The following is a 15777-nucleotide window of genomic DNA, read 5'->3' as shown; positions in this document are numbered from 1 at the left end:
GTCGCCGGGCTGCTTGAAATCGGCCTTGCGCGCCCGCATTTCTGTTGCATTGCGCAACAGGTGTTTCATGAACAGTGAATTGCATCATGTCGTCGTGGTCGGCGCCGGATTTGGCGGTCTTGAACTGGTGCGGGCCCTCGGCAAGGCGCCGGTGCGCGTCACGCTGATCGATCAGCGAAACCACCATCTTTTCCAGCCGCTGCTCTATCAGGTCGCTACCACCTCACTCGCGACCTCCGAGATCGCCTGGCCGATCCGCCACCTGGTGCGTCACGAGAAGGCGGTGACCACGCTGCTCGCCACCGTGACCGGCGTCGACAAGGCGAACAAATGTGTGGTGCTGGATGACGGCGATACCATCGCCTACGACACGCTGGTGCTGGCCACCGGCGCGCGCCATTCCTATTTCGGCCGCGACGAGTGGGAACAGTTCGCACCGGGATTGAAGACGCTGGAGGATGCGACGACGATCCGGCGCCATGTGCTGCGCGCCTTCGAACAGGCCGAGCGCGAGACCGATGCGGAAGCCCGCAATGCCTTGCTCACCTTCGTCATCATCGGCGGCGGGCCGACCGGCGTGGAACTCGCCGGCACCATCGCGGAACTGGCGCACGCCACGCTCCGCGCCGATTTTCGCAACATCGACACGCGCGACACCAAGGTCGTTCTCGTCGAGGCCGGTGACCGCATCCTGGCCGCGTTTCGGCCCGATCTCTCAGCCTACGCCAAACGGGCGCTGGAGCGCCTCGGCGTCACCGTCGAGCTTGGCCATGCCGTGTCGTCCTGCAACGCCGACGGCGTCGTCTTCGGTGGGCGACATCTGGCCGCGCGCAACATCATCTGGGCGGCCGGTGTAGCAGCTTCCCCGGCAGCGCAGTGGCTGGGGGCGGAAGCCGACCGGGCAGGCAGGGCGATCGTCGAGGATGATCTGACCGTGGCGGGCCATCCCGACATCTTCGTCATCGGCGACACGGCGCAGGTCAAGCGCGCCGACGGCCGTCCCGTGCCCGGCATCGCCCCGGCCGCCAAGCAGGCCGGTCGCCATGTCGCCGCCACGCTGAAGGCCCGTCTGGCGGGCAATGATGCAAAGCGGCCCTTCGTCTACAAGCACCAGGGCGATCTCGCCACGATCGGTAAACGAGCCGCCGTGATCGATTTCGGCCGGATTTCCTTCACCGGTTGGCCCGCCTGGTGGCTGTGGGGCATCGCCCACATCTTCTTCCTGATCGGCCTTCGCAACCGGCTCGCGGTCGCGATGAACTGGCTATGGATTTACGCAACCGGCCAGCGCAGCGCGCGGCTGATCACGCAGGGCCGGCAGCCTTCGTCTCCGTAACGACCATATCCATCGGGATATCATGCGGTTGCGGATAGATCGTGACGATGCGTTGCAACTCGTAGCCGACGCCGATGACCAGCGGCTTGCGGGGCAGTGAGGCCAGCGTGCGGTCGAAGAAACCGCCACCGTAGCCAAGCCGGTAGTTATCAGGATCGATGCCCACGATCGGCGAGATGACGACGTCGGGCAGCACGGGATCGCCTTCGGCCGGGATCGGGATGTTCCAGACGCCACGGTCCAGCCTGTCGCCGTGCCGGTAGGCGCGGAAGATCAGCGGCTGGCCTTTGTCGACGACGATGGGCAGCGCCGTTCGTCCGCCGCGCTCGTTGACCGTTTCCATCCAGCCGCGCAGATCAGGTTCGCCCCGGAAGGGCCAGTACAGGCTGACCATCTTGCCTGAAACATCACCGATAGCGGCATCGAGTCCTTCGGCGATGTTGGCGGCCATTGCCGTGCGCGCGTCCGCCGATGTGGCAAGTCGTGCCGCGATCAGCCGTTCGCGCTCGGCCTTGCGCCAGCGCCGAACATCGGCCCATTCCGAAAGCGGTGGCCGATAGGCCGGATCGAGTTCATGCATGAAACAGGGCGGCGAGGAATATTGCGCTGGCCCGGCCTCGTCATCGTTGCTCATCCCGATCTCCCTTGCGTGGATCGACACTGTACAGCCTACGCCAATTCATACGCCGAAGTTTATCGTATCACGACATATCGCTACTCGAAGAGGTCGCAATCGCCGATCTGGACCGGATGTTTTAAGCCGGTCGCGTGGATGTCACGTACCCCTGCTGGACTTGCATGGCTTTTGGCGCGAGATTTGATCGGGCGTCAGGGGCAGGAAACACGCAAGCGATGAGATCACCGACCATGCCCGAGTTGCTTCCACCGATTTCCCGCCGCGCCCTTTTGGCGGGCGTCGCCGCAACTGGAGTGCTGTCTGTGCTTCATCCCTTCTCGGCGCGTGCTGCCGCCAACCAGGCTCATCTCAGGATCATGGAGACCACGGACATCCATGTGAACGTGCTGCCTTACGATTACTACGCCGACAAGCCCAACGACACGATGGGGCTGGCACGCACGGCCTCGATCATCGACGCGGTGCGCAAGGAGGCGGTCAACTCGCTGCTCTTGGACAATGGCGACCTGCTGCAGGGCAGCCCGATGGGCGACTACGCGGCCTATGAGCGTGGCATGAAGGAGGGCGATGTTCATCCCATGATGAAGGGCATGAACCTGCTCGACTACGCTTGCTCGACGCTCGGCAATCACGAGTTCAACTACGGTCTGTCCTTCCTGGACAAGGTTCTGGCCGGCGCCAATTTTCCGTTCGTCTGCGCCAATCTCATCCGCGGCACCGAACTCGGCTCCAGCCCGCGTGCCGACAAGCTCTATCTCGAACCGTATGTCATCCTCGACCGCAAGATAAAGGACGGGTCCGGCGCGGAGCATCCAATCCGCATCGGCATCATCGGCTTCGTGCCACCGCAGATCATGGTCTGGGACGCCAAGAACCTCGAAGGCAATGTCAGAACACGCGACATCGTCGAGGCGGCCAAGGCCTGGGTGCCGCAGATGAAGGAGGAGGGGGCCGATATCGTCATCGCGCTCTCCCATTCCGGCATCGACATCAAGCAAGGCGACATGATGGAGAACGCCTCCTTCTTCGTCGCCGGGGTTGAGGGCATCGACGCCGTTTTCACCGGCCATCAGCACCTTGTCTTCCCGGGCAAGAAGGATTTCCAGAAACTCGCCGGCGTCGATGCCGACAAAGGCACCTTGCAGGGCAAGCCGGCGGTGATGGCCGGGTTCTGGGGCTCGCATATGGGCCTGGTCGACCTTTTGTTGGAGCGCGACGGCAATAAATGGCGTGTCGTGTCGGCAACCTCCGAGGCGCGGCCGATCTACGAACGCGTCGACAACAAGAACAAGGCGACCGTCGGCGACGATCAGCGCATCACCGAGGCGCTGAAGGCCGACCACGAGGCGACCCTTGCCTATGTCCGCCGCCCGGTCGGCAAGACCTCGGCGCCGCTCTATTCCTATTTTTCGCTGGTCGCCGATGACCCGTCGGTGCAGATCGTCAGCCAGGCGCAGAGCTGGTATCTGAAGGACATCCTCAAGAACACGAAATGGAAGGATGTGCCGCTGCTGTCGGCGGCGGCACCGTTCAAGGCGGGCGGCCGTGGCGGCGCCGACTACTATACCGACGTGCCGGCCGGCGATATCGCCATCAGGAATGTCGCCGACCTCTACCTCTATCCGAACACGGTGCGCGCGGTGGAGATCACAGGTGCCGAGGTGAAGGAATGGCTGGAAATGTCGGCCGGCATCTTCAAAGAGGTCGAACCGGGCAAGGCCGACCAGCCGCTGATCAACACCGATTTCCCGTCATACAATTTCGACGTCATCGACGGGGTGGCCTACAGGATTGATCTGTCCAAGCCGCCGAAATACGATGCCAAGGGCAATGTCATCAATGCCGGCTCCAGCCGCATCGTCGACTTGATGTTCGGAGGAAAGCCTATTGATCCGGCCGGGAAATTCGTGGTTGCCACCAACAACTATCGGGCGGGCGGCGGCGGCAATTTCCCCGGCATCAACGAAAGCAAGATCATCTACCAGGCGCCTGATACCAACCGCGACGTGATCGTGCGCTACATTGTGGCCGAGGGCACCATTAACCCGTCCGCCGACGGCAACTGGTCGTTTGCGCCGCTGCCGGGCACCAGCGTCATCTTCGAGACGGGGCAAAAGGCCAAGGACTTCATTGCCCAGGTGAAGACCCTGAAGATCGAGCCGGCAGGTGACGGCGAAGGCGGCTTCGCCAGATACCGCATTCTGCTGTGAGGCCGGCTGTCCATCGGCCTTGAAGGGACGACCAGAGGCCGGATGGCCGCCGGTCAGGCCTTGTAGACGACCTGGCGCACGTCGATGTAGCTGGCGCGGAAACCCGCTTCGCAATAGTGGAGATAGAACTCCCAGAGCTTCTTGAAGCGGTCGTCGAAGCCCAGCGGCACGATCCGTTCCCATGAACCCCAGAAGCGCTGGCGCCATTCCGCCAGCGTGCGGGCATAGTCCTGCGCGAAGACGCGTTCGCGCAGATAAGCGAGACCGTGATCCGCACCCAGCGACTTCAGGATGGTCGGCGTCGGCAGCATGCCGCCGGGAAACACATAGCGCTGGATGAAGTCCGGCCGTTGCCGGTAGGTCGAATAAGCCGCTTCGTTGATGGTGATGATCTGGAACCCCGCCGTACCGCCGGGTTTCAGGCACTCCTTCACTTTGCCGAAGAAGGTCGCCCAGTATTTTTCGCCGACCGCCTCGAACATTTCGATCGAGGCGATGCGGTCATATTTGCCGGTCTCGTCGCGATAATCCTGCAGTTTGATATCGACCTTTTCGGCGAGGCCGGCTTTCTGGATGCGGGCCTTGGCGAAATCGTGCTGCTCGCGGCTGATCGTCAGGCCGGTGACCCGGCAGCCGATCTCGCGCGCCACGAATTCGGCGAAACCGCCCCAGCCGCAACCGATTTCGAGCACATGATCCTTGGCGCCGATACCGGTATCCTTGGCCAGCGCGCGGTACTTGGCGGCCTGCGCGCTCTCAAGATCGTTGGCGCCGGTGGAATAGAGCGCCGAGGAATAGGTCATGCTCGGGTCGAGCCATTTCTGGTAGAAGGCGTTGCCGAGATCGTAATGCGCCGAGATGTTGCGCTTGGAGCCGGTGCGTGTGTTCTCGTTCAACCAATGGCGAATGCGCTGCACGGTGTTGATGAACCAGCTGGCGCCGCCGGCGACTTTTTCGCCCGCCTCGGTGTTGACCACGAACAGTTCGAGGAAGGAGGTGACGTCCGGGCTTTCCCAGTCGCCATCCATGTAGGATTCGGCCACGCCGATGGTGCCGCCGGCGAAAGCGCGGCCGGGCAGGCGCCAGTTCTTCAGCACCAATTCCGCGTCCGGGCCGGGTGCCTTGCCGCCAACCAGCAACGCGCGGCCGTCCGGCAAGCGCACCTTGAGCGAACCGCGCGGCAAACTCATCGCGGCATTGAGCACCATGCGCGCCTTGGCCGGAAGTCCTCTGACGATATCGGCGAAATTGCGCTCGTCGAGGCGGATGGCTTCCGGCAACGCACCTCCGCTCTGTTCCTTTTGAACCATCTCATCCCCCTGGCTGTCTGCAAGCGGGCCTCTCTCCCGCTTCCGACCGGGTCCATCGGTCGTTCGGCCGCCTCTTTCATTGGGTGGCGCGGCGTATTCGCCTCGAAACGATTCGGCGGTCAGCGCAATCGCTCGCCCGCCTGCCAATGAATCCTCGGGTGATTTTCCATGCACCAGCCTTGGCTGGCAAGAGGCAAGCGATAAGCCAGACGCGACGAGCGATATGCCGGCGAAGCTTTTCGGCCAATGGAAGCTGCATGTTAGAACTGTGGTAATCCAAATATTTTAGCTTTGGCTCATGCGCCTCGTCATCGCCATAACCGCGATCGCGTTCTTCCTGATCTGGGACGGCCTCTACAATCAGGGCCGTTTCATCGATGCAGGGGTAAGAAGCGCGAAACACGCGGTCGCTTATGTGACCGGTTGAAGGGCAGCGCCCGCGCCGGTTCGCCGCGACAACCTGCCGGTTGACGCCAGTCGGCGGCTGGCCCAGAAGCTTGCTCCCAGGCATATAAGGGTATCGGCGCATCGCCGATATTTCCGCGTCGCGCCAAGGAGACTGGATTGATCCGGCACATCGTTTTCTTCAGCGCGCGGCCCGGCGAGGATGTCGAGAAGGTTCGCGACGGCCTGTTGGCGCTGAGTGGCATCCCGCATTCGAAACGGTTCGAGGTAGGGCTCAACACCAAGGTCGATCCGCTGTCGGACGAAATCGACATCGTCGTCTATGCCGAGTTCGAGGACAACGCCGCGCTTAGCGCCTTCAAGGCGCATCCGATCTACGCCGAAACGACGCGCACGGTGCGCCCGATGCGCGAATTGCGCTTCTCGGCCGATATCGTTTCGGCCGGATAATTTTCAGAACAGCTTAGAGACTCAGAGCACTTCAGAGCCTTTGCGGGGAGGAGTTGAGCCTCCGCGCCCGCCGACTGTTGACGCCGGCAGTCCGCCCCGGTGACGCATGAAATCGCCACACGCTCTGCGCTGGCGGACTACGCTACCATCTTTGGAAAAATGGCTCCCCGGGCCGGATTCGAACCAGCGACCAACCGGTTAACAGCCGGTTGCTCTACCACTGAGCTACCGGGGAACAGGGCTCTCGTGTGAACGGGGGAGGCTATAGCCGCCCTTTCCGGCTTTGCAAAGCGGCAATTCGCATTTTTTCGAAGGTTTTTGTGCGACGCTTTCTCGCAATCCCGGTCCTGCACCATCATATCAGGCGGCGACATCGGCAAAAGTGCTGCAAAACGGCCGCGAGAGGCCGGTCAGAGGAGCAAAAGTGGGTCAATCGCTGCAAAGCGTGAACGGTGCGGCCGGGACGCGCCGCAAGAAGCACAAGATATCCGCCTTCGGGCGCGAGTTCGCGCTGCCGCAATCGCGCGCGCTGCGCATCGCCATCGGTGTCGTCTTCATTGTGTTCGGCCTGTTGGGGTTCTTGCCGATTCTCGGCTTCTGGATGATCCCGGTCGGCTTGCTCGTGCTGTCTTACGAATTCGCGATGATTCGCCGCCACCGCCGCCGCTTCGTGATCTGGTGGGAACGCCGCCGTCGCCCGTCGTGAGGTAGAGAGAGAGCTCTCGCCAACGGGGAGAAGGCCCAAGGTTCAATGCGGGGTCGTTGGGTGGTTCGATGCGATTTCAGAGGAGCGTCTCGCTAATTCTCATTCAGAATGAAGCGAGGATATTATTCAGAATGGCCGTTCCACGCTTGACGCAAAATAACCCGCAACCTATTGAAGCGCCGTGGAACGCCGGGAGCGATGAGGCCTCGTGGCGGAGTGGTTACGCAGAGGACTGCAAATCCTTGCACCCCGGTTCGATTCCGGGCGAGGCCTCCAGCACCCGATAGCCGGCTGTTCGTGCCGGAGGGCGTTCCCGTTGACTGTAGGCGCTAAACTGGCGCCGGAAGCGGGACGGCTGGGACATGAGCGCTGATTTCTCCGAACGCCGCGTAAAGATGGTCGATGGCCAGATTCGCACCACCGACGTGACCAGCGCGCCGCTGCTCGAGGCTTTCCTCACCGTGCCGCGCGAGGCGTTCCTGCCCGCGAGCCAGAGCGATCTCGCTTATATTGATGGGGATATCCGCATCTCAGGCGTTTCCGGCGAGCCGCGCTACCTGATGGAAGCGTCGCCGCTGGCCAAGCTGCTGCAACTGGCCGAGATCGATGCCGGCGACACCGTGCTCGATATCGGCTGCGCCACCGGTTATTCCTCCGCCATCCTGTCGCGCGTCGCCAAATCCGTCATTGCCCTGGAAAGCGATTCGAGCCTTGCCGATGCGGCACGTTCGACGCTGGCATCGCTGGGCTACGACAATGTCACCGTCACCACGGGCGCAATGCGCGACGGTCATGCGCAGAAAGCGCCATACAATGTGATTCTTATCGGCGGCAGCGTCGACGACGTGCCCCAGGGGCTGCTCGACCAGCTTGCGGAAGGCGGGCGCCTTGTTGCCGTCCAGGGCCACGGCAATGCCGGCGTGGCGCGTCTGTTTTTGAAGACTACTGGAATTGCGACTGGGCGGCGTGCATTTAATGCGGCAATTAAGCCACTACCCGGATTCGAACGTGTGCAAGTTTTCGAATTCTAACGGTTTTGCTCTTGCGGCAGGCGTCCGGTCATGGTGGCTTGTGTTAACAGATCGTTGCCGCCAATCCTGATTTGGGGAGATGGATCAGTGGCATGGAACGTAGACACGCGATGACGGGTGCCGAATAAGGGGCAGGCGTCATGGCGTGGTTTCCGATGAAGAATGAGGATTTACCGTGCCGTCTGTAACCAAGAGTCTCCTCGCCGCATTGCTCGTCAGCGCAACCGCGCTGACCCCCTTTCAGGCGTCCGCCGAGACGATCCTGGGAGCCTTGTCCAAGGCTTATCAGAACAACTCGACCCTGAACGCCGGCCGCGCCGGCACCCGCGCCACCGACGAAGGCGTGGCCATCGCCAAGTCCGGCTATCGCCCCACCATCAACGGTTCCGCGGGCATCAACTATTCGAACACGCGCGGCGGCACCCAGCCTGGGCGCCTGACCACCGGCAATTTCGGCGTGCAGATCAACCAGACCCTGTTTGACGGTTTCCAGACCAAGAACAACGTCGCTGCCGCCGAAGCACAGGTGCGTGCCTCCGTGGCTGGCCTCAGCAACACCGAGCAGGGCATCCTGTTCACCGCTGCCCAGGCCTATATGAACGTGATTCACGATCGGCAGGTCGCCAAGCTGACCGAGCAGAACCTGAAGGCCATCACCGAGCAGTTGCGTGCCGCCCGCTCTCGCTTCGAGGTCGGCGAGGGCACCCGGACGGATGTTGCCCAGGCCGATGCGTCGCGTGCCACCGCGCAGGCTCAGGTCAGCGCCGCCAAGGCGCAGGCGCTGGCCAGCGCCGGCATCTACCATCAGATCGTGGGCGAGGAGCCCGGCAAGCTCAAGGCGCCAGGCGCCCTGGCGAAGCTGCTGCCTTCCGGGCTCGAGTCGGCGATCGCCTCGGCGAACAACGAAAATCCGGCCATCATTGCCAATCAGCATCTGGTCGACGCCGCCGGCTTTTCGGTGAAATCCGCGCAAGGCCAGTTGCTGCCGCAGCTTTCCGCTTCCGCCGGCATCTCGCAGAATTACCGAAGCGCGTCTCCGAGTTTTGCCGGCGAGGATCCTGATTCGACCTCCGCCAGTGTCGGTGCGACGCTCACCATTCCGATCTACGAGGGCGGTCGCGTCGCCGCGACGGTGCGGCAGCAGAAGGAGAAGCTCGGCCAGGCCCGGATCGAGGTCGATGTCGCACGCGATCAGGTTCGCAACAATGTGGTTGCCGCCTGGACCTCTTACACGGCCGCCCGCCAGAACGTCGATGCGAATCGCCAGTCGGTCGCGGCAGCACAGCTGGCGCTCAACGGCGTCATCGAAGAGCGCAATGTCGGCCAGCAGACGACGCTGGACGTGTTGAATGCCCAGAACGCCGTCGTCAACGCGCAGATCAACCTCGCCGGCTCGGAGCGTGACGTGGTGATCGCCAGCTACGGCATCCTTCAGGCCATGGGCCGGCTGACGGTCGAACGCCTTGGTCTCCAGGTCACCAAGTACAAGCCTGAAGAGCATTACAAGGCTGTCAAGGACAAGTGGTACGGCTTGCGTACGCCGGACGGCCGCTGAGGCTTGGCTATCGAGCGATCTGCGTCGAGAGCGCGCTCATCTTCTAATCTGTTGAAATCGCACGAGTCCCCAGTTTGGGGATTCTCCGATGGCGGCCGGTCGGTTACGCTTACGTCATGATTCGAGTCCGGCGTCATCGCCGGATGGGAACGCACTCGGTCACAAGGGCGGCGGATGTGACAATGGCCACGGCAAGCAGCGCGCAGCGCGAACCTTCGATGGAAGAGATCCTGGCTTCCATCCGCAGGATCATCGAAGACAGCGATACCGGCCGCAAGCCGGCGCAGGATCTGTCGGAAATCCAGCTGGCGAGCGAAGCGGACGTCTCTCCGGTCGCTGTTGTCGAGACGACGTCGCCGGAAGTGGCCGCGTTCCGCTCCGAGTTGCGCGCCGAGCCGCAAGCCCCGAAGCCGATTACATTGGCCGATGTACAGGCGCAGCTGGTAACGGCCGTCGCTGAACCGGAACGTCCTGCCGCGCCGGTGATTACGCTTGCCGAAGTCGGCGCGCGTACCATCACCGAACGTCCGCAAGCCGACGAATCGCCAGCGGCGGAAGCCGAGGTAGCGGAAACCGTACCGGCGTCCTGGCTGCGCGAGGTCGAGCACGAACCGGTTGGTGAGCCAGCCCGTGTCGAGACGTTTGCTGTGCGAGGCGGCGAGGATGATGTCGCGCGCGAACCTGCCCGTATTGCTGCGGCGCGGCAACATGTTGAGCATCTGTCGTCGGTCGAGACCGCGCCGCTGCGCCCGTCGTTGATTTCCGAACAGGCAAGCCGCCAGGTCGCGGCCTCCTTCGAGGAATTGTCGGAGGCTTTTGCCAGCCGCGGCAAGAAATCGTTCGACGATATGGCCGCCGAAATGCTGCAGCCCATGCTTCAGGATTGGCTCGATAACAATCTGCCGATCTTGGTCGAACGTCTGGTGCGCGAGGAAATCGAGCGCATTGCGCGCGGTGCCTGACCTTCTTGGAAATTGCAGGCGATTGGACGCTTCGCGCGGTTCATGAGTCTGAAAACACAAAAGCCGCCCCGGAAGGGCGGCTTTTGTGTGTCAGGTATCGATCCTACACCCGCCGCATCAACGCCATGGCGCCGAATGGCGCGCGCACCTTGCCTTCGGTGATGAAGTAGACAAACACGTCGCGCGGTTTGACCGGCGCATCCGTGCTGGGGTCGGCGCGCGGCAGATCCTTCGGTACGCCGCCGCCCGACCAAACCTTGGCCCGTTCGGCCCATTGGTCGAGCGCTTCGGGCGTATAACAGTCAGGGTTATCGTCCTTGCCGGTCTGCAGGCGGGCATAGACGAAATCGCCCGTGACATCGGCAATGGCCGGGTAGGTCGCATGGTCGGCATAGACGATTGCCGCCTTGTATTTGCGCGCCAGCGCGACGAATTCCGGAACGACGAAGGATGGATTGCGCACTTCGAGCGCGTGCCGCAGGACGACGCCATCCTGTTTCTCCGGCAGCAATTTCAGGAAGGCCTCGAAATCGGCGGGATCGAATTTCTTGGTCGGCGCGAACTGCCACAGGAGCGGTCCGAGTTTTTCGCCGAGCGCCGCCACGCCGGATTCGATGAACCTCATCATCGATTCGCCTGCCTCGCCCAGCACCCGTCGGTTGGTCACGAACCGGTTGCCCTTCAGGGAGAAGACGAAACCGTCCGGGGCATCTCCCGCCCATTTGAGAAAGGTCGGCTCCTTGAAGCTGGAATAGTAGGTACCGTTGACCTCGATGCTCGGCACCTGGCGCGAAGCGAAATGCAGCTGCTTCGTCTTGGCGAGCTTTTCCGGATAGAACGACACGTCCCACGGTTCGAAGGTCCAGCCGCCCATGCCCGACCGGATCTTGCCTGCTGCGCTCATCGTTCGTCCTCCGTTGTATCGTTGCGGGATGTCGGCCCGTGCAACGCCATCAAGTCAAATCACGGCGGTGCCGTCCACGCCATCCGAAATCGGCGGGCGAGGGCAGGCTCCTGCCATCAACGTCCACCGCTTGATCGTTCGCCGAGCATTATGTACCAAAGTATAAGACGCTCTGCCTGTCCGGTCGGCAGCCGTCTGATCGATATTCCGGCGCGAAACCGCGGTTTTGTGCCAGTTCCCCGGAACGCGACCCGGTTGCTTCCGGTGAAACTGGGCTCTGTACCTTGGATCACGATCCGCTAAAATAAATCAGACCGTTAAGACCGTTCTCCCGGTTCTTTGGCTCGGGGGTAGCGCGTGGTGCCAACGGCCGCGTCGCTGCCAAACGCTGGGGGTGAGCAGGCGAATTTCCTATTCGTCTGCTTTTTTTTGTCCGGCGGTTAAGAAACTCCCTGCAGTCGATCGTCGGTTTCAGGGACGCAGCAGTGCCGTGACCGTTACTCTTCGCGACCGGTTGCCAGGCCCACAACCTTGCTCATGCCACCGGCTATCGCTTGAACCGCTGCATTGCTGGCGTCGCCCAAATGATGTCGCACGGCGATCCATTCGGCGGTGTTGTAGGAGAGCCATACTTTGCCGGCTTCATCTTCCCAGGCCAGCGCCTTTACCGGCAGGTCGATACCGGCGATCTGCCTGTCCTGCATGAGCGGCGTGCCGCCCTTCGGATTGCCGAAGATGAGAAGTTCCGTTGGGCGAAGCGCCATGCCAACATCGCGCGCGCCCGCCGCATGATCGATGCGGGCAAAGACGTTGAGGCCAAGCTTGGTAACGACTTCGACCAGCCGGTCGATGGTTTCCGTTACCGTCAAGCGGCTTTCGATGGTGACGATGCCATCGCCACCCGTCATTCAGCCGCCTCGCGCTTCCCCTTCGGTCGCCGCTCCAGAAGCTCCTTGAGGTATTGGCCGGTATAGGATCGCGGCTCGGCGACGACGTCTTCCGGCGTGCCCGACGCCACGAGTTCGCCGCCGCCGTCGCCACCCTCGGGGCCAAGGTCGAGCACCCAGTCGGCGGTCTTGATGACTTCCAGATTGTGCTCGATGACGATCACGGTGTTGCCCTGGTCGACCAGTTCGTGCAGCACTTCGAGCAGTTTTGCCACGTCGTGGAAATGCAGGCCGGTAGTCGGCTCGTCGAGAATATAGAGCGTCTTGCCGGTCGCCTTGCGCGACAGTTCCTTGGCCAGCTTGATGCGCTGCGCCTCACCGCCGGACAAGGTCGTCGCCTGCTGGCCGATATGGATGTAGCCGAGGCCGACCTGGTTGAGCGTGACGAGCTTGTCGCGCACGCCCGGCACTGCGGCGAAGAAGTCGACGCCTTCCTCGACCGTCATGTCGAGAACGTCGGCGATCGATTTGCCCTTGAAGGTGACGTCCAGCGTCTCGCGGTTGTAGCGCTTGCCGTGGCAGACGTCGCAGGTCACGTAGACGTCGGGCAGGAAGTGCATCTCGATCTTGATGACGCCGTCGCCCTGGCAGGCCTCGCAACGGCCACCCTTGACGTTGAACGAGAAACGGCCCGGCTGATATCCGCGCGCCTTGGCTTCCGGCAAGCCGGCGAACCAGTCCCGGATCGGGGTGAAGGCGCCCGTATAGGTGGCCGGGTTCGATCGCGGTGTGCGGCCGATCGGCGACTGGTCGATGTCAATGACCTTGTCGAGGAATTCGAGGCCCTCGATACGGTCATGCTCGGCCGGATGCTCGCGCGAACCCATGATGCGGCGGGACGCGGCCTTGAACAGCGTCTCGATCAGGAAGGTCGACTTGCCGCCGCCCGATACGCCGGTGACGGCGGTGAAGGTACCGAGCGGAAACTCGGCGGTGACATTCTTCAGATTGTTGCCACGCGCGCCGACGACCTTGATGCGCTTGCCCTTCTTGCCGGGCCGTCGCTCGGCCGGTGTCGCGATCTCGAGCTCGCCCGACAGATATTTGCCCGTAATCGAAGCCGGGTTGGCCATCACCTCGCGCGGTGTGCCCTGGGCGATGATGTGGCCGCCATGGATGCCCGCCGCCGGGCCGATGTCGACGACATAGTCGGCGGTCAGGATGGCGTCTTCGTCATGTTCGACGACAATGACGGTGTTGCCGATGTCGCGCAGATGTTTCAGCGTCTCGATCAAGCGTGCATTGTCGCGTTGATGCAGGCCGATCGACGGCTCGTCCAGCACGTAGAGCACGCCGGTAAGACCGGAGCCGATCTGCGATGCGAGGCGGATGCGCTGGCTCTCGCCACCCGACAGCGTGCCCGAATTGCGCGACAGCGTCAGATAGTCGAGGCCGACATCGTTGAGGAAGCGCAGTCTTTCGCGGATTTCCTTCAGCACACGGACGGCGATCTCGTTCTGCTTTTCGTTGAGCTGCTCCGGCAATTCGTTGAACCAGCGGTCGGCCTTGCGGATCGACTGTTCCGTCACTTCGCCGATATGCTTGCCGGCGATCTTCACCGCCAGGGCTTCCGGTTTCAGTCGGTAGCCGTTGCAGGCCGGGCAGGGGGTGGCCGACATGAAGCGCTCGATCTCCTCGCGCATCCAGGCCGATTCCGTTTCCTTCCAGCGCCGCTCGAGATTGGGGATCACGCCCTCGAAGGTCTTGGTCGTCTTGTAGGAGCGCAGGCCGTCATCATAGTTGAAGGTGATCTCGCGTTCGCCGGTGCCGCGAAGAATGGCCTGCTGGGCCTCCTCGCTCAGATCCTTGAACTTGTCGCCGAGCTTGAAGCCGTAGACCTTTCCCAGCGCTTCCAGGGTCTGCGAATAATAGGGGGAGGTGGATTTTGCCCACGGACTGACGGCGCCGTCGCGCAGTGTCGCATTGTCGTCCGGCACCACGAGGTTTTCGTCGATCGCGCGCTGGCTGCCCAGCCCGTCGCAGGTCGGGCAGGCGCCGAACGGATTGTTGAACGAGAACAGCCGGGGCTCGATCTCTGGAATGGTGAAGCCGGACACCGGGCAGGCGAACTTTTCCGAGAACAGGATGCGCTCATGCGTCTCGTTCTTGGATTTGTAGGCGGATTCTTCGGATGTTTCGCTGGCCGGCAGCGGGCGGTCGGCGAATTCTGCGACAACCAGACCTTCAGCAAGCTTGAGCGCGGTCTCCATCGAATCCGCCAGGCGCGTGGCGAGGTCGCCGCGCACGACGACGCGATCGACCACGACGTCGATGTCGTGTTTGTATTTCTTGTCCAGCGCCGGCACGTCTCCAACTTCATAGAAGACGCCGTCGACCTTGACGCGCTGAAAACCCTTCTTCTGGAGTTCCAGCAATTCCTTCTTGTATTCGCCCTTACGGCCGCGAACCATCGGCGCCATGATGTAAAGGCGCGTGCCTTCCTCGATCGCCAGAACGCGGTCGACCATCTGGCTCACCGTCTGGCTTTCGATGGGCAGGCCGGTGGCCGGCGAATAGGGTACGCCGACGCGCGCGAACAACAGCCGCATGTAGTCGTAGATTTCGGTGACGGTTCCGACCGTCGAGCGCGGGTTCTTGGAAGTCGTCTTCTGCTCGATGGAAATGGCGGGTGACAGGCCGTCGATCTGGTCGACGTCCGGCTTCTGCATCATCTCCAGGAACTGCCGGGCGTAGGCCGACAGGCTTTCCACGTATCGACGCTGGCCCTCGGCGTAGATCGTGTCGAACGCAAGCGACGATTTGCCGGAGCCCGACAGGCCCGTCATCACGACCAGGCTGTCCCGCGGCAGGTCCAGGTCGACATTTTTGAGATTGTGCTCGCGTGCGCCGCGAATGGAAATGTACTTATGGTCGGCCATGCCGGTCCGCCGCCTCGGTTTTGCAATGTCTGGGCAGGACGGATCTGCCCGGCCGCCCGTTAATGTAGGTATTGTTGCCGCAAGATCGAGTGGACCCCGCAACGTGTCGGGTTTAACCGTCTTTCGCGCGGGCGGGCAAGCAAAAAAGAACAAAGATCGAACGCGCTCCTGACAGAGCGATGTCAGGAGAACGTGACGTTCCGGATCGTTCCGATCACATTTTCCGCAATCGACTAAGCAAAGGTTGACGCATGGGGAGGGGAGGCGCACAGTCCAAGGGTCAACCGAGCCGATCGCCAAGGGGCGATCTTCGTGCCAGCAGGTGATCCGCGAGGCGCCGCGGACGAACGAATAAGTGCTCTGGGAAGACGGCAAGAGCAACCAAGAGAAGGAGCGAGGTATGACCCCACCGGACAGTATCTTCGGGCTCCATCTGTCGTTGGAG

Annotated in this window: 13 protein-coding genes and 2 tRNA genes; 9 read left to right on the top strand and 6 right to left on the bottom strand. The window is 62.3% G+C overall.

Annotated elements, in window-relative coordinates; genetic code table 11:
• Positions 1-67: 67 nt before the first annotated feature.
• Positions 68-1336 (top strand): NAD(P)/FAD-dependent oxidoreductase, encoded by a 1269-nt coding sequence (locus FZF13_RS25065; RefSeq protein WP_024924816.1) that lies wholly within the window; start codon positions 68-70, stop codon positions 1334-1336.
• Here the strand turns inward: FZF13_RS25065 and FZF13_RS25060 are convergent.
• Positions 1305-1970 carry a 5-formyltetrahydrofolate cyclo-ligase gene (locus tag FZF13_RS25060; RefSeq protein ID WP_024924817.1) on the bottom strand — a complete coding sequence of 222 codons (666 nt, stop codon included), beginning with the start codon at positions 1968-1970 and terminating at the stop codon, positions 1305-1307. The two genes, FZF13_RS25065 and FZF13_RS25060, sit on opposite strands and share 32 nt — an antisense overlap.
• A 233-nt stretch (positions 1971-2203) precedes the next feature.
• Between FZF13_RS25060 and FZF13_RS25055 the strand changes: the two genes are divergently transcribed.
• Complete coding sequence (locus FZF13_RS25055; protein ID WP_024924818.1) at positions 2204-4183, top strand: bifunctional 2',3'-cyclic-nucleotide 2'-phosphodiesterase/3'-nucleotidase; 1980 nt, start codon at positions 2204-2206, stop codon at positions 4181-4183.
• 53 nt (positions 4184-4236) lie between these two features.
• On the opposite strand, the gene FZF13_RS25050 is transcribed toward FZF13_RS25055, so the two are convergent.
• Positions 4237-5493, bottom strand: coding sequence for an SAM-dependent methyltransferase (locus FZF13_RS25050; RefSeq protein ID WP_024924819.1), 1257 nt, complete (start codon positions 5491-5493; stop codon positions 4237-4239).
• Between the two features lie 298 nt (positions 5494-5791).
• Here FZF13_RS25050 and FZF13_RS29480 point away from each other — a divergent pair, with 298 nt between their 5' ends.
• Both FZF13_RS29480 and FZF13_RS25045 read left to right on the top strand, forming a co-directional pair.
• Positions 5792-5920 (top strand): hypothetical protein, encoded by a 129-nt coding sequence (locus tag FZF13_RS29480; protein WP_275040853.1) that lies wholly within the window; start codon positions 5792-5794, stop codon positions 5918-5920.
• Positions 5921-6057: 137 nt separating this feature from the next.
• Positions 6058-6348, top strand: a complete 291-nt coding sequence (locus FZF13_RS25045; protein WP_024924820.1) for a Dabb family protein — start codon at positions 6058-6060, stop codon at positions 6346-6348.
• A gap of 160 nt (positions 6349-6508) precedes the next feature.
• On the opposite strand, the gene FZF13_RS25040 is transcribed toward FZF13_RS25045, so the two are convergent.
• A tRNA-Asn gene (locus FZF13_RS25040) sits at positions 6509-6583 on the bottom strand.
• Positions 6584-6772: 189 nt separating this feature from the next.
• On the opposite strand from FZF13_RS25040, the gene FZF13_RS25035 reads away from it, so the two are divergent.
• From FZF13_RS25035 to FZF13_RS25015, 5 genes are all read left to right on the top strand, one after another.
• Entirely contained in the window at positions 6773-7054 is a 282-nt protein-coding gene (locus FZF13_RS25035) for a hypothetical protein (RefSeq protein WP_244431175.1), read from the top strand.
• 202 nt (positions 7055-7256) lie between these two features.
• Positions 7257-7330, top strand: a tRNA-Cys gene (locus tag FZF13_RS25030).
• Between the two features lie 86 nt (positions 7331-7416).
• Positions 7417-8085, top strand: a complete 669-nt coding sequence (locus FZF13_RS25025) for a protein-L-isoaspartate O-methyltransferase family protein (RefSeq protein ID WP_024924822.1) — start codon at positions 7417-7419, stop codon at positions 8083-8085.
• Between the two features lie 175 nt (positions 8086-8260).
• The gene (locus tag FZF13_RS25020; protein ID WP_024924823.1) at positions 8261-9640 is read left to right on the top strand and encodes a TolC family outer membrane protein; all 1380 of its coding nucleotides are present in this window, start codon (positions 8261-8263) and stop codon (positions 9638-9640) included.
• A gap of 182 nt (positions 9641-9822) precedes the next feature.
• Positions 9823-10602: a PopZ family protein gene (locus FZF13_RS25015; RefSeq protein ID WP_024924824.1), complete on the top strand. Its 780-nt coding sequence runs from the start codon at positions 9823-9825 to the stop codon at positions 10600-10602.
• A 103-nt stretch (positions 10603-10705) separates the two neighbouring features.
• Here FZF13_RS25015 and FZF13_RS25010 read toward each other — a convergent pair whose 3' ends face one another.
• The 3 genes from FZF13_RS25010 to uvrA all read right to left on the bottom strand — a co-directional run bounded on the left by FZF13_RS25010 (position 10706) and on the right by uvrA (position 15332).
• Positions 10706-11506 (bottom strand): DUF72 domain-containing protein, encoded by an 801-nt coding sequence (locus tag FZF13_RS25010; protein WP_024924825.1) that lies wholly within the window; start codon positions 11504-11506, stop codon positions 10706-10708.
• Positions 11507-12003: 497 nt separating this feature from the next.
• Positions 12004-12414 (bottom strand): DUF302 domain-containing protein, encoded by a 411-nt coding sequence (locus FZF13_RS25005; RefSeq protein WP_024924826.1) that lies wholly within the window; start codon positions 12412-12414, stop codon positions 12004-12006.
• On the bottom strand, positions 12411-15332 hold the full coding sequence (gene uvrA / locus FZF13_RS25000) for an excinuclease ABC subunit UvrA (RefSeq protein WP_024924827.1): 2922 nt from the start codon (positions 15330-15332) through the stop codon (positions 12411-12413). Before uvrA ends, FZF13_RS25005 begins: the two co-directional genes overlap by 4 nt.
• Positions 15333-15777: the final 445 nt, after the last annotated feature.

Origin of the sequence: Mesorhizobium terrae, from assembly GCF_008727715.1 — a bacterium.
GTDB classification, from domain to species: domain Bacteria; phylum Pseudomonadota; class Alphaproteobacteria; order Rhizobiales; family Rhizobiaceae; genus Mesorhizobium; species Mesorhizobium terrae.
This window is presented reverse-complemented; position numbering and strand designations above follow the sequence as displayed.

Bases quoted from the DNA above. Each gene is read 5' to 3' on its own strand.
- FZF13_RS25015 (WP_024924824.1), top strand. From the start codon at position 9,823: ATGGCCACGGCAAGCAGCGCGCAGCGCGAACCTTCGATGGAAGAGATC.
- FZF13_RS25055 (WP_024924818.1), top strand. From the start codon at position 2,204: ATGCCCGAGTTGCTTCCACCGATTTCCCGCCGCGCCCTTTTGGCGGGC.
- FZF13_RS29480 (WP_275040853.1), top strand. From the start codon at position 5,792: ATGCGCCTCGTCATCGCCATAACCGCGATCGCGTTCTTCCTGATCTGG.
- FZF13_RS25025 (WP_024924822.1), top strand. From the start codon at position 7,417: ATGAGCGCTGATTTCTCCGAACGCCGCGTAAAGATGGTCGATGGCCAG.
- FZF13_RS25010 (WP_024924825.1), bottom strand. From the start codon at position 11,506: ATGAGCGCAGCAGGCAAGATCCGGTCGGGCATGGGCGGCTGGACCTTC.
- FZF13_RS25005 (WP_024924826.1), bottom strand. From the start codon at position 12,414: ATGACGGGTGGCGATGGCATCGTCACCATCGAAAGCCGCTTGACGGTA.
- FZF13_RS25060 (WP_024924817.1), bottom strand. From the start codon at position 1,970: ATGAGCAACGATGACGAGGCCGGGCCAGCGCAATATTCCTCGCCGCCC.
- FZF13_RS25050 (WP_024924819.1), bottom strand. From the start codon at position 5,493: ATGGTTCAAAAGGAACAGAGCGGAGGTGCGTTGCCGGAAGCCATCCGC.
- FZF13_RS25065 (WP_024924816.1), top strand. From the start codon at position 68: ATGAACAGTGAATTGCATCATGTCGTCGTGGTCGGCGCCGGATTTGGC.
- uvrA (WP_024924827.1), bottom strand. From the start codon at position 15,332: ATGGCCGACCATAAGTACATTTCCATTCGCGGCGCACGCGAGCACAAT.